Below are 14,234 nucleotides of genomic sequence, written 5' to 3'. Positions count from 1 at the left end.
CGGCAACACCAGTGGTGGTACGTCCGGCAACACCAGTGGTGGCACGTCCGGCAACACCAGTGGTGGCACGTCCGGCAACACCAGCGGTGGTACGTCCGGCAACACCAGCGGCGGCACATCGGGTGGATTGGGCGGCGGATAATCCAGCTCAGTCAGCTCGGCAGGACTTGATCGAATGGACGTCCGGCGGCAGACGTGTATGGATGTTCCAGTGGACCAGAGTGTCCATGCCCAAGGCGGCGAAAAGAACCCTGCCGCCCCGGTCCCGGCATGTCCCGGCTCGGCCAGCGGCCAATGGACCGGTATGGCAGGCGTGCTCATGGCCCTCGCAAACGTATGGCTTTTGCGCGACTGGACTGAAGCTGCCCATCTCAAGACGCTCGCCGTGTTGGTCTTGTCGGCCGCCGTCATGCTGGCCGTGGACTTGCTCGTCCACCGTGTCCAGCTCAATCCCACCACGGAACTGGCGCGGGACGCGATCCGGCCTGTCGATCCGCTGCGGCTTGTTCACAAGCTCGTCGGCTTCTGGATGACCATTGGGTGCATTGCGGGGCTATACGCCCTCCTGCCGGAATATGGCGACGCCTTCTATCAGCCGTTCAAGGACGCCGCTCTGTATCTGCTGCCGGGCCTCATTGTCGCTTCGCCTTTCTACATTCTCCATGTCGACCGCCGGCAGCGCGATCCCTTCGATGCCTACGCGCAGCTTCCTCTGCTGCTCGCCGGGAACCGTCCGGCGAACTGGAGCATGCTGGCCGCCCACGCGCGGGGTTGGCTCGTGAAGGCTTTCTTCCTGCCCTTGATGTTCGTCTATGCCAATAACGATCTCGGCGCGCTGTGGTCGGCGCCGCTGTTCCCGCAGTGGGACTTCCGGGATGTCTTCGCCCGGCTCATCGATGTCTTCTACCTTCTGGATGTGCTCTTGGCGGTGATTGCCTATACGCTGACGTTGCGGGTGATCGACAGTCACATAAGGAGCACCGAGCCGACGATTGGTGGTTGGGCCATCTGCCTCATCTGCTACCGGCCGTTTGTGGACGCGCAGGGGCACTACATTCAATATGAACTGGACGAGCTCCATTGGGACAAGGTCCTGGCGCCCTATCCCTGGCTCTATGTACTATGGGGCAGCGCCATTCTGCTCTTGGTTTTCATCTATGTCTGGTCGACGGCGGCCTTCGGCCTGCGATTCTCCAACCTCACCCATCGTGGAATCATCACCAACGGCCCCTATCGCTGGGTGAAACATCCGGCCTATCTGAGCAAGAATCTTTGCTGGTGGCTGATCTCGGTGCCGTTCGTCGCTGGTGCGGGCTGGCTCACGGCGGTTCAATCCTGCCTGATGCTGGGCGCCGCCAATCTTGTCTATTACCTGCGCGCCAGGACCGAGGAACGGCATTTGAGCGCCGACCCGATCTATCGGGACTACCAGGCCTTTATCGCCGAGCATGGCCTCGTGGCCCGCGTGCTGAAGTTGGTGCAGCCCCCTGCCTCGCGCTCATTTTAGCATCATATGATGACTAGGCGACCCTGGCTTTTAACGGCATTTTTCAGCTCGGCTCTGGATCGATGCCGTGCCTTGCGGGGGAGAGGCGACACTCCTCGCGGTTGATCCGGAAGAGCAAGGACAGTCGCTAAGTCGGGGTCTCGGCAATGCCGAAAGCATTACCTTTCGCGCGCTCCTTCCTCATCCTTGGGTTTTGGCTGGCGATTGCATCGCTTGTCGGCACAGTGGCATTGCTGTCGATGCCCCCCGCCTCTCGTGCCGAGGACACCCAGACGGCCGAGGACACCCAGACGCAGAATGTTTTGAAGCCGGGCGATATCGCGGCCTCCGGCTTTGCCGGGGTCAGGCTTCAGGTCGAGGGGCTGCCGCCAGGCGTGGATCCCCTCTCCAAGACCGTCATCGATCCCGACGGGGTCACGCTGCGCATCTATGACGGAAGCCTCGTTGCCGCGCCGCTGGCCGGCCAGCAGCTTAATCTGCCTCTGCGCAAGGACTTCAAGGCCGGGGATATCGGCCATGTATTCGGGCTGGTTTTCGACACGCTCCCGGCCGACGAGCGCGGCACGCCCGGCCTCTATGCGGCAGCCACGTCCGCCTTTGGCCTCTATATTGTCGGCCCCGACAAGGACGGCGACGGACAGCCCGACCGGCTGACGAGAGGGGCTCCCGGCGCCCAGTTCATGGAGGGTCTGTTCGGCAAGGCCCCCTTTGGCGGCGCCGGGGCGATCTGGAAGATAGACAGCGCGACGGGCGAGGCCAGCCTCTATGCGGAGCTCTCCAAGGAAGGCGCGATCAACAGCGGGCCCGGCATCGGCGGCCTTGCCTTCGATCCCGCGAGCCGTTCGCTCTATGTTTCCGACCTTGACACCGGGCTAGTTCATCAGCTCAAGGGCCCGACTGCCGGCACCGATGCCGGCCAGTTCGATCATGGACTGCAGGGCGGGCCGCTGGCGGGCAAGGAGGCCGTCGCCGATGATGCAAAGCAGCTCGACGTCACGTCTCCGGACTTCGACGCGGCCAATCCGTCGACCTGGGGTTTTACGCAGAATGCGCGCCGGATCGACGGCATGGCGGTGCACGGGAAGCGGCTCTATTACGCTGTCGCGGAAGGTCCTGAAATCTGGTCCGTCGGCCTCGCCGAGGATGGCTCCTTCATGCCGGATGCCCGCATCGAGGTCGGCGTCGACGCCTCGCAGCCCGGCACGGTCACGGCGATAGTCTTCGACAACAGCGGCGACATGGTCCTGGCGCTGCGCAATGCGGTGCAGAATGCAGGTGATTTTGCGGCACTTGTCAGTGGCGGCCCCACCGATGTGATCCGCTATGCGCCCGAAGCCCCGGACGATCCGCAAACAGCATCGGCCTGGCAACTGGATACGCTCACCTATCCTGTTGGTCAGTCCATCGAGCGGCGCGATGCCAGCGGCGGCGTGGCGCTGCAATATGCCTACAAGCCCGACGGCAGCCTCGACCTCACCGCCTGCGGCGGAACGCTGCTTGCTTCCGGCGATGTCCTGGATCGGCAAAAGCCTGTCCATGGTCTGCAGATTGGTGCGGCAAGCCAGTTTCAGGCTGCTGCCGGCGCAGACGTTCCAACTGCCTTCGTTGCCCTTGATCCGGCTCAGGATGATGCGGCGGCGCGCGGCCATGCCGGCGGCGTTGCCGTTCTCTCGCAATGCGAAGGCGGCAGCGGATTCCCAGCCGTAGCCTCGGACGAACAGTTTCCCGGTATACCGGGAGGCGGCCAACCTGGCTTTCCCGGTGTCGAGGGCGGCGGCGGCCAGCCCGGCTTTCCAGGCGTTGACGGCGGCGGCGGGACCGGCTTTCCGGATGTCGACGGCGGCGGCGGCGGGACCGGCTTTCCCGATGTTGAAGGTGACGGCGGCCAGACCCGCGGCAAGCTCACGCTGACCAAGACGGGCACCGTGCCGAAATGCTCCCCCAAGGGCGGGTGCGCCTTCAACATCGAAGTCAGCAACGACGGGCCAGAAGTTCCAGGTCCCATCACGATCAACGAGCAGATCGAGGCGCCCCAGGCGACGCTGACCGGCGAACCCAACGCACCTTGGCAATGCAGCAAGGCGGCGCCCTTCACCTGTACGCATCCGGGGCCGGTGCCCGCCAACGGCAAGCTCGATATGCGCCTTGTCTTCGCGCCGAATACCCCGCCGGAAACGAAAGAGGTCAGGAATTGCGCGGTCCTCGCCGGCGGGACGCCGCCTCCAGGCAATCAGCAGAAAGCGAACAATCAACAGCCGGCCGCGCTGCCGCCGCCGACGGCCAGCAACGCGAACGGTCTTGCGGTGCAGGCCTCGGGCGTGCCGGCGAGCTGCTCGCCCAAGGCTGGGACCTGCGAGTTCGAGGTCAAGGTCACCAACACCAGCGCCAATGCAGTCACTGGACCCTTCCGGGTCATACAGACCCTGTCGGTCGGAACTCAGAGCCAGGCGAAGAATTCCCCTACCAGCCTGAATGTGCCGGCCGGCCTGCAATGCAAGCCCGATGGGCGGGAGCTCGATTGCCAACAGCCGGAGCTCACCTTGGCTCCCGGCGAAAGCCGCTCCATGAAGATCGCCTTTACCATCGACACGACCGAAGGTGGCGAAGCCGATTTCGTGCAGAGCAAGGCCGCTGTCACCTTTGGACCGCTGGCCGGCGAGGCGACGGCCGCGATTGCCTTCGACGAACCCCTCAACAACAAGCTGCCAGAGCCTGGCGCGCCAGAGGCGGGCGGCAACCCGCCGGACGGAGACGCCGGCGGACAGCCGGCGGCGCCGGCCTGCGCCACCTTGCCGCTCGATCCGGACATGCCGGTGCAGACCGGGCCGGTGGTGATTTCGAAGAAAGGCCCGGCAAGCTGCCCGCTCAAAGGACCGTGCACCTTCGAGATCACGCTCACCAACACCACCGATGCGCCGGTGCCCGGTCCCATACCCTTCACCGACACGATCGATGTCGCGGGCGCCAAGCTTTCCGACGATGCTCTGCCCCCACCCTTCGCCTGCGAGAAGGGTGGCCCGCCGGTCAAATGTTCGTTCGGCAATGCGGCCACGGCGCTCGGGCCGAAGGAATCAAGAAGCGTTTCGCTGCGCTTCGACCTCGAACTGCCAGCCGGCACCAGGACGGTGAAGAATTGCGCGATGACGTCCCCGGCCGCGGTGCCGCAGAAGAAGGCCGAGCTTACGGTACCGATGAGCCGGCGCCCGCTGATTACTTATGCGGCCTTCCGATCAGCATCGCTCGCCGAGGGCAAGGGCCTTCTGCATTTCATCGACAATCCCGGCGGCAATATCGGCGGCGTGTCGAGCGTTACGAAAGAATGCACCCAATGGCAGTTGCAGGACAACGCCTTCGCCATGCGGCAGAACAACGGCCTGGAACTCCATTTCACTCATATGCAGATCGATCCTGACCAGAGAGGTGTGGTTGGTGGTGGTAAAGTCGTCGGCGACGTCTTTTATTTTCCGAATGATGGCGGCGGCGCGTTCTTCGGCAAGGTCACCAACGGGAGAGTGGTCGGAAACACATTCGAATTCGATGTGGCTTGGAAGGCAGCACATGGCGACACCGGCCACTATGAGGGCACGATCAATCCCGACGGCAGCGCGACCGGAAATCAGGTCAATCGAGCGGGTGCCCGCGGCACCTTTACGAGTATGGGCAACCGGTGGCAGTGCAAAAGCAGCAAATTTTGTGAAAAATATGCCGTCCGCGCGACTACGGTGGCAAGTTTAGTCCGCGAGAAAAAGTGCCGGATGAAGGGACCCGAACCCCGCTGGTCGGCCGATGTGCAGAAGCACATCGATTTCTGCATGTCACGCGCCAGCACGGTTGATCCCGCGTTTGAGGCGGAGGAAAAGGCACGAGCCGACAGGCTTAAGCAATGCGTCGCCGAGAGTGACGCAAGACCGGCTTGCCCCGCTGTTGCCAACGACGTGGTCGCCATCAACGATCAAATGAAGGCCCTGAACTGCAAAGACGCCCTGAAGACGGCGACGGTTACAGGCGTGTTCTCCTTTTGTCAGATAAACCCGCTGACCGGCAATGTGCTCAAGCAGGCATTGCAGAAAAAACTCGATGCCTGCAAAGCCCAGCTCGCCGCCAACGGGAATGCCGGCGCGGGCGGAGCCGATGCCGGCGGCGCGGACGAGGGCGATGGCGTCGGTGGCGGTGGCAAGGTGCGGGAGCCGGCACCGGAACAATGCGCTGTGGTCAACATCGAGGAGGTCAATCCGCCGGGCGGCGGCGGCCAGGTCGATCCGCAAGCCTCGACCGCGGGGCCGCTCAGCCTGGTGAAGACATTCACCACCTGCGTCGAAAACCGCTGCGTTTTCAACGTCACGATTTCCAACACAAGCGATGCCGAGGTCAAGGGACCGGTCGAGTTCACCGACGACGTGACCGGCGACGGCGCCGTCTTCAACAGCGCCACCGTCTCGGCCGCCTCCGATCCCAAATTCAACTGCGCCAGGCAGGGGCAGGGTTTCATCTGCTCCAACCCGGCGGTCACGCTCGCGGCGAAAAGCTCCGTCAGCATCACCCTCACCGCCGATCTGGGCAAGGGCATCGGCGCGGTCAAGGAAATGAAGAACTGCGCCACGCTGAAAGGCGCGGCTGCACCGTCCTGCGCCACCGCCCGGCTGCTGCAGCCCGCGCCGCAGCCCGAACAGCCCAAGAACCTCGCGCTGGCGCACAATCCGGCGGTGGCGCAATGCTCGGACATAGGCGGCGGATGCGTCTTCACGACATCAGTCAGCAATCCCGCCGACGCGGCGGAGTTCAATGGGCCGCTCTCCTTCACCGTCCATCTCTCGCAGCCGGACGGCAGCGCCTTTCCCAACATCGCGATGGAGGGCGGCGGCGAGGCAGCAAGTGTCCCCGGTGTGACCGCGCCGATCTCCTGCAAGAAGGACGGCAATGACGTAACCTGCACCTCCGCGGTGACGGCGAAAATTCCGCCCGGCAAGACTGTGCCCGTGTCGATGACGTTCAAGCCCGGCAGCGGAACGAATGCGACTGCGATCAAGACCTGCGCTTCGTTCGCGGGCGGCGAACAGACATGCGCCAGCATTCCGCTGGTCAAAGGCCCGCTGCTCAGGGCCCAGAAATTCACCGCGGCCACCTCTTGCGTGCCGAGTTGCGCCTTCGGAATTTTGCTGAAGAATGTCGGAACTGACGCTGCTTCCGGCCCCTTTGTCATCAAGGAGGATTTCAAGCCCATCACCGACACCACGATCGAGACCGTCGATGGCGACTTCGCGTGCTCGACCACCAATGGCACCGTCGGATGCATCTCGACCAACAAGGGCACGAATGTTCTAAAACCCGGCGAAACGCTCAGCGGCCGGGTGCTGGTCAAAACCTCGAGGGTTTCTCCGACCTACACGAACTGCATCGACTATAATCCGGCCGCCAACGCCAAGCCCAGTCCGTTCGACAGGGATTTCGCCGGCCGCTGCGTCACCATCAAGGACGAGGTGCATAAGGGCGCTAATCTGATGGTCGAGGTCCTCCCTCCCAACGGCAAACCGAACGGCGTTGGCGAGTGTGGCATCAACGAAGTGTGCCGCTTCAGAGTCAGCGTGAAGAGCAATGGGTCGGATACGGTCGTCGGCCCGCCGCCATTCAACGCCAAGGTCCGGAATGGCATCGTTCAGTTCATCAATGCCGGTCTCACAGTAAAAGGCACCGGCGCCTGCAGCAAGAAGGATGGCGACACCCAGACTGTCGCGTGTCAGAGCGCCGTGTCGATGCCCCCGGAAACATTCCTCGATGCCGATGCCGTGGTGATCGCCGGGGCGACATGGAAGAAGAACGATACGCTCACCTTATGCGCGACAGTACCGCCGGTTGACAGCAATCCGAATGACAATGAAGGCTGCGCGTCGGTCAAGCTCGACCCCTTCAGCGTCAAGGTCACCAAGACCGGCGATCAATCCTGCACCCTGGGCGGCGATTGCCACTTCGCCCTCAGGCTGTTCAATCCGGGGCCGATCGACCACAACGCGCCGGTCACCATTTCCGACAAACTGACGGGGCTTGCCTCGGCGCAGATCGTCTCGATCACGCCGCCACTGCCCTGCGCGACGCAGCCGACGCAGATCCCGTTCTCCTGCACATCGCCCGGCCCCGTGCGCCTCGATCTCGATGCCCCCGAAGGCAGCGAGTTCGGTCCGCGCAACTTCAACATGGTCGTGCGCCTGCCGAGCGATGCCTCGGCAGCCCGGTTCTCGAATTGCGCCGACGTCTCGGACGGAACGCCCGGCATCAATGATCAGTCCTGCAAGACGGTTTCCCTGATCCCGCCCGTGCAGACCTGTCAAGGCGGCATGGTGCTCGCCAATGGCATCTGTGCCTGTCCGCCCAACACCAGATGGGATGGCAAGAGCTGCAGCGGAACCGGCGGCGCTTCCACCTCGAAGCCGATCACGCCCGAGGCGGCGCCGGTCCTCGCCGTCCCGTCCGCCACCTGCAAGTTCGGCATGATCCTCGCCGGCAATGGCCTGTGCGCCTGCCCCGCCAACACCAAATGGACCGGCAAGGCCTGCGAGGCCGCCGGCCCAGGAAGCGGCGGAATTGGCTTGATCAAGCAGGCTCCGCAGGTGCAGGCCAGGGTCTGCCCCGCCGATCGGCCGATGGGGGCGTACCCCAATTGCTGTCCGCAAGGTACGGAATATCGTAATGGCAAATGCCGTTCTCAGAAGACGGCACCCATAGAGGTCAAGTGCGGCAGCGGCCTTGTGAAGGATGCAAGGACCGGACGGTGCATCGCCTGCAAACGCGGCAGCCATGCCGAGGGCAATGCCTGCGTGCTCAACAGGATCAAGCAGCAGCCAGGAATCTGTCCCGCGGATCGGCCGGTTGGTGCCTATCCCAATTGCTGTCCGCAAGGGACCGAGTACCGCAATGGCAAATGCCGCTCCCCGCAGCCGGCCCAGGTAAAGTGCCGCCGGAGCCAGGTGCTTGATGCCGCGACCGGCGTCTGCGTCGATCGCGCAAGGCAACGGTTCTGTCCCGCTGACCGCCCTGTCGGGGCCTATCCGAATTGCTGCCCAGAGGGCTACCAGTTTGGACGCGGAAAGTGCCGTCCGATGCGCGATCAACAGCAGGAACAGCAATCTTGTCCCGCCAACCGGCCCGTCGGGGTCTATCCGAACTGCTGCCCGGAGGGATATCAATTTGGGCGCGGCAGGTGCCGCATGATCCGCGACCAGAATCAGCAGCCACAACAGCCGGATCAGGGCACCAGGCCTGTCCGCAAGAAGACCTGTCCGGACGGCACGGTCGTCTATGGCCGGTATAGCAAGTGCCCGAACGACAACCCCGCGCCACAACCACAACCACAACCACAACCGCAACCGCAACCGCAACCGCAACAACAGCAATGCAGAGGCGACCAGGTCAGCACGTCGTCCGGCTGCGTGTGTCCGACCGGCACGAGGGAATCCAGTGGCCAGTGCATCGATCGCGTCAATTGAGCCAAGTGAAATGACATCGGGAGATTGCATCCGTGAAACCCTCGTTCTTCGCGACACTGGCGGGCATGGTGGCCATGGCGGGTGTTTCGATCTTTCACCCCACTGAACTCCATGCCGGAGCCCCGCTGACCGACGTCTGCTATGAAGCGCCTTGCTCCGTCCAGAAAGCGGAAAGCAAAAACGGCAAGCTCGATCAGGCGCCGCAGATGCTCGCCTTCGAGATAAAGATAAGGTTCGGATGCCCGGACGGCTTTCGCAAGGAAGACGGCGAATGTGTGCGCGACCGAAGAGGCAAGAAGAGAAGGTTTGAATGCCCCGACGGCTTCCATCGGCAGGACGGTGAATGCGTGCGCGACCGAAGGGGCAAGAAGAACCAGGCGAGAGGTTGCCCGGAAGGCACGGAGTTCCGCCGCGGCAAATGCCGCGAGAGCGAGTTCCCCCCTGTGGAGCAAGAGGAGGAGCAGACCTGCTCGCACAATGATCACTTGGAGAACGGCCGGTGCGTGCCGTGCCGACAAGGCCAGCATGTCGAAGGAGATGAATGTGTACCGGACTAGAATTCTTCGGATAGGCCTGACGGCTCTTGGCCTGGCGCTCTCCTCTTTGCTGGCGCAGGCCGAAGATGCCGAAGGCTGCACCGACAATCCGTTCGTCGGACGTTTCCAGGGCGCGACGATCGCCTATTGCAAGGCGAAGGATTTCGATGAGTTGGTGTTCCTGCAGTCACCGCATGATTATGGCGCGCTGCTGGAGCGCAATGCCATGAAGGACAGGTCGGGGCCGGAATGGCTCAAGCAGCAGGGAAGAGCCAGCGAGTTGCGCTATGAATTGCCGCCCGGCAGTTCTTCGCTGGAGGTCGCGAGCAGCTATGAGGCCGATCTCAAGGCGAAAGGCTTCAGCATCCTTTTCTCCTGCGCCGATCAGGAGTGCCTGGTCGGCAATCTGCGCGACCTCTACCTGCTGGGCGAACAGCTCGATCCGACCAATGGCATATCGACCGCCTATGCCGACCATGTCCGCTACCTCCTGGCCAAGCTCGAGCGGCCGGAAGGTGCCATCTATGTGAGCGCCATGGCCGGCGAGGACAAGGACAGGGCCGTCGTCTTCGTGCGCGTGCTGGAAGCCAAGGGCATGGATCCCGCAAAGGTGGCGACGGCGGCTCCCGAGGATCTGTCGGATTCACTCGCTTCGCAAGGCAGCGTCAATCTTTATGGCATCCTGTTCGATTACAACCAGGACGCCGTGAAGCCGGAATCGAAGCCGGCTTTGGACGAGATCGCCAAGGTGCTGACCGACAAGCCGGCGCTGCGCCTCAAGATCATTGGCCATACCGACAATGCGGGCAGCGCCGCCTATAATCTCGATCTCTCTACCCGCCGCGCCGCCAATGTGTCCGCGGCCTTGGTGGGCGGCTACGGCATCGATCCCGCCCGGCTCTCATTCGAAGGGGCGGGCCTGTCACGCCCGATCGAATCCAACGACACCGACGAAGGGCGCGCCAAGAACCGCCGCGTCGAGCTTGTCGTGCAATAGCCGGTTCGGATCATGAAGCCTGTGCACGACTTCAAAAGATTTGGCCACACCGGGCTGTGCGCGCTCATGGCGCTGGCCTGCGCTTCCCGCATCGCCGACGCCGCATCCATCACCATCGACTGCGCGCGCGAAGACAAGTTGGTCGTGGGCTGGACCGCACCGCTCGCCCTTTCATATCCCGGCGGGGCCAGCGGCGACCTGGCGCTGACGTCGGAACATATCACATTCACTTTGCCCGCCGCGCAAACCCTGACGACCGGCGTCGTCGACGGGACCGATGTGACGGCAACCTCCATATACGGTTCAGGCGAAACATCTTCAGTGATGCCCGACCCGGCGGCGCTCATGGCGTGCGTGGAGAATTCACTGCAGCCGGAGCTCAAGGATGATGCGGATGCGCAGGCCCTTGCGCTGCTCGGCTGCGCGCCCAAGGTGGCAATGAGCACGTCTCCGATTGCCGTCCACGCAAGCGTGTCGGTTGGTCTCTTTCCGGGAAACGAGCCGACGGTGCCGGACGTGAACGTCGAGATCAGACGCAGCTATAGGAACGCGAAAACCCCGGCGGGCGATGCCATCACCATCGAAACCTATCCCAGCAACTGCAAGCTTGCTGGGCAATGAGCAGCGACCCATCGCTTTCCGGGGACCGCAAGGGGCGATAACTCTGGCAACCGATTCGGCATCGGGCAGCGCGTTGGCTGTTTCCAGGAACATCCTTGACTGGATTGCGTTTCCTATTCCGGACCTTTCCAAAACAGGGAGAACGGTGTCATGGACTGGAACCGCGTGGAAGGAAACTGGAAACAGGTGAAAGGCAAGGTCAAGGAGCAGTGGGGCAAACTCACCGATGACGACCTTGACCGCATCGCCGGCAAGCGCGATCAACTCGAAGGCAAGATCCAGGAGCGTTACGGCATCGAAAAGGACCGCGTGCGGCGCGATGTCGACGATTGGTACGGGCGGCAGGGTTGGTAGGCATGTGAGCCCGGCTGTGGCCATTCCAGGACGCGGCCCAACAGTCCGGCAGGACCATGCGGGCGCTGAGCCTTGTCGTCGGTTGAGTTTTGCAGCAAGGATTTCGTACTGTGGCTGAAAATATCTCTCGCAAGCAGGAGCAACGGGGGACAAGAAGAATTGTCACGTGGGCGATCGCAGTTATCGCCGTGATTTTTCCTGCTCTACTGGCTATATTCGTGTTCGGCCCGTTGCTATGACTTTCATGGCGATGATTGAGCTGTCTCCGATCCGGGGATGATCGGGCATTGGTCGGGGACGCGGGCAGCGGCCACCAGTGAGCAACTATGCTTCAGGCGAGGGCATGCGGCCAGCGCTGCTTCCGCGGCCGGACGACGCCAAGGCGGCGCACCTATATCGACCGCCGTCGCGCGGCTAGCCGGTCTGCAGTGCCGGCACAAAAACCTGTTTCACAAGAATCTTGCTGAACACGATTTCGCCGGGAACATATCAGGAAACGATTGGTTTGGTGGCGGTACACCCAACCAGGAGATCCACCATGATCGTCAAACTTCTGTCCGCCGCTGTGCTCGCGCTCACATTGGCCACATCGGCAGTGGCACAGTCGAACAGTTCCGGCTCCAACAGCGGTTCGGGCTCGAACGACGGCACCGGCGCTACGTCTGGAAATACCGGCGGCAACAGCGGCACCGGCTCTGGAACGTCCGTGAATCCTTCCGATCCGAGCACTACAAATTCGACAAATTCCACAACGAAATCAGGTGGCATGACTGACCGCTGCAAAGATTCGGCAGGCAATGACATCGACAACAACACCGCGACCGGCACGACAACATCGAATGTGCAGAACTGTAATAAATGAGCCGGCTCCTCAATCCGTTGCCGGACCAGTGCTTCGGCAGCGCATTGAGCGCTGAGAGCGGTAAGCGCAGATGAACCGGCAGGCCGCCAAGCAAGCGCCGCCCCGATTCTGGTGGTTGGCAGGAGCATCGGCGGCTGTCGTCATCGGTTTTGCCGTCTTCGCCAGCGGATCGGTTCGCAGCAACAGTCTGCGAGAAACCACGCTTGTGCAGGCGATCGGCGGCGACCCTCAACGAGCCGTCCCGGCCATGATCCGCAACGGCTGTGGCGGATGTCACGAAATCCCGGGGGTGCCCGGCGCCCGTGGTACCGTCGGTCCCTCCCTGCAGGGCGTCGTCGAAAGAGGATATATCGGGGCATCGCGAGCCAGCCCGGATGCGATGATGCGCTGGATCAGCAGAGCGCGGGACGTAGACCCGAACACGGCCATGCCCAATACAAATCTGTCGCCTCAAGAGGCGCGCGACATCACCGCCTATCTCTATGCGCGGACATGAGGCGCACTGAACTGGTCCGACGGCGCAGGCGCCTTGCCAGCAGAAGCAGCAGCCCAAGCATCAACACGGCGGCGCACGCCACAAGTGATTGAGCCGCCAGAACCATGATTGTCTGGCCTGTTGTCGAGCCGGCCCGCATCTGGCGTATATCGGCCGCGGTAACGCTGACGTCGGGATTTCCGAACCGAGCGGTGACGTAATTTGCAAGGGCTGCCACCTGGCCATCGTCCAGCCAGCCGCCGAAGGCCGCCATCGATTTACGCCCCGCCACGTCGCCAGCTTTGACGCCTTCAAGGATGGTCATGGCGACATCCTCGGGCGTGGCCGCGCCGGGGGTGCTGTTGCGGGTCAAGGACGGATAGGATCCGTCTGACGATCCGCCTCCGTTCGCCCCATGGCACGTCGAACAGAGCGATCGATAGAGATCATCGCCGGCTGCGGTCCCGCTGCCTTGCGTCATCCCTTCGGTTCCAGCATCGCCGTCGACCGTGGCCGCGTTACCCCATGAGAAACGCGGCTGCTTTTCGTCTCCCGATTGGGCGGGCACGTCCCTGAGATAAGCGACGATGGCCTGGATATCGTCATCGGAAAGATGTTGCAGGCTGTTCATGACCGTTTCCGCCATCGGCCCGCCGGCATAAGCCTTCCCGGGCACTGCGCCGGTTTTGAGAAATCGAGACAGCTCTTCGTTGCTCCAGTCGCCGACGCCTGCGATCTTGTCGCTGGTAATGTTGAAGGCCTGCCAGATGCCGGCGGTGCCGCCGGCAAGCTTGTGGTCTTCATCCATGCCGAACGTCGCATTCCTTGGCGTGTGGCAGGCACCGCAGTGGCCGAGCACCTCGACCAGGTAGGCTCCCCTGTTCCATGCGGCGGTCCGGTTCCGATCGGGCGTGAAACTGCCGGTATGCAGGTTCGCGAGCTTCCACAGCGCAACTGTCCAGCGCTGGTTGAATGGAAAAGGCAGGATGTTTCGCGGCTGCGGCTGCGAGATCGGCGGCTGCGCCAGGAGGTAGGTCCGGATCGCAAGCACGTCCTCGCGGCTCATCGCGGCGAAGCTGTCATAGGGCATGGCGGGATAGAGATCGGCTCCGTCGCGCCTGATACCTTTCCGCACGGCCCGCACGAACTCGTCCGCGGAGTAGCGTCCAATGCCCGTGTCAGGATCAGGTGTGATGTTGGTCGAGTATACGTCGCCGAAGGGTGTCGGCACGCGATAGCCTCCAGCGAACGGGCGGCTCGGATTGGACGTGTGGCAGCCGATGCAGTCGGCCGCTCGGGTAAGGTATTCACCCTTCTGGATTTCGCTCGCCCGCAGCTCAGTGCAAAGCGCCAACGATGCCAAGACCAGCGCGACCGCCCGGGAGGTGACGGCCGGGAATGGAA

9 protein-coding genes are annotated in these 14,234 nt (G+C 62.9%); 8 read left to right on the top strand and 1 reads right to left on the bottom strand.

Going from position 1 to position 14,234, the window contains the following annotated elements:
* Positions 1-211 precede the first annotated feature (211 nt).
* From EN932_RS03455 to EN932_RS03420, 8 genes are all read left to right on the top strand, one after another.
* Positions 212-1,507, top strand: a complete 1,296-nt coding sequence (locus EN932_RS03455) for an isoprenylcysteine carboxylmethyltransferase family protein (protein ID WP_164753428.1) — start codon at positions 212-214, stop codon at positions 1,505-1,507.
* 146 nt (positions 1,508-1,653) lie between these two features.
* Entirely contained in the window at positions 1,654-8,985 is a 7,332-nt protein-coding gene (locus EN932_RS03450; RefSeq protein WP_127384538.1) for a hypothetical protein, read from the top strand.
* 32 nt (positions 8,986-9,017) lie between these two features.
* A complete protein-coding gene (locus EN932_RS03445) occupies positions 9,018-9,542 on the top strand; it encodes a hypothetical protein (protein WP_013533230.1) in 525 nt (174 codons plus the stop codon).
* Positions 9,523-10,518: an OmpA family protein gene (locus EN932_RS03440; RefSeq protein ID WP_245460885.1), complete on the top strand. Its 996-nt coding sequence runs from the start codon at positions 9,523-9,525 to the stop codon at positions 10,516-10,518. Before EN932_RS03445 ends, EN932_RS03440 begins: the two co-directional genes overlap by 20 nt.
* A gap of 12 nt (positions 10,519-10,530) precedes the next feature.
* Complete coding sequence (locus tag EN932_RS03435; protein WP_013533228.1) at positions 10,531-11,139, top strand: hypothetical protein; 609 nt, start codon at positions 10,531-10,533, stop codon at positions 11,137-11,139.
* 150 nt (positions 11,140-11,289) lie between these two features.
* Positions 11,290-11,493 carry a CsbD family protein gene (locus EN932_RS03430; RefSeq protein WP_013533227.1) on the top strand — a complete coding sequence of 68 codons (204 nt, stop codon included), beginning with the start codon at positions 11,290-11,292 and terminating at the stop codon, positions 11,491-11,493.
* Positions 11,494-12,031: 538 nt separating this feature from the next.
* Entirely contained in the window at positions 12,032-12,355 is a 324-nt protein-coding gene (locus tag EN932_RS03425) for a hypothetical protein (protein ID WP_013533226.1), read from the top strand.
* Between the two features lie 70 nt (positions 12,356-12,425).
* Positions 12,426-12,851 (top strand): c-type cytochrome, encoded by a 426-nt coding sequence (locus EN932_RS03420; RefSeq protein WP_013533225.1) that lies wholly within the window; start codon positions 12,426-12,428, stop codon positions 12,849-12,851.
* Here EN932_RS03420 and EN932_RS03415 read toward each other — a convergent pair.
* Positions 12,823-14,061: a cytochrome c gene (locus EN932_RS03415; RefSeq protein WP_164753426.1), complete on the bottom strand. Its 1,239-nt coding sequence runs from the start codon at positions 14,059-14,061 to the stop codon at positions 12,823-12,825. The genes EN932_RS03420 and EN932_RS03415 overlap by 29 nt on opposite strands.
* Between the last annotated feature and the right edge of the window lie 173 nt (positions 14,062-14,234).

This window comes from Mesorhizobium sp. M7A.F.Ca.US.002.01.1.1, assembly GCF_004022955.1.
GTDB classification, from domain to species: domain Bacteria; phylum Pseudomonadota; class Alphaproteobacteria; order Rhizobiales; family Rhizobiaceae; genus Mesorhizobium; species Mesorhizobium ciceri.
Note: the sequence above shows the minus strand (reverse complement) of the source record. Positions and strands in the feature narration are given on the sequence as shown.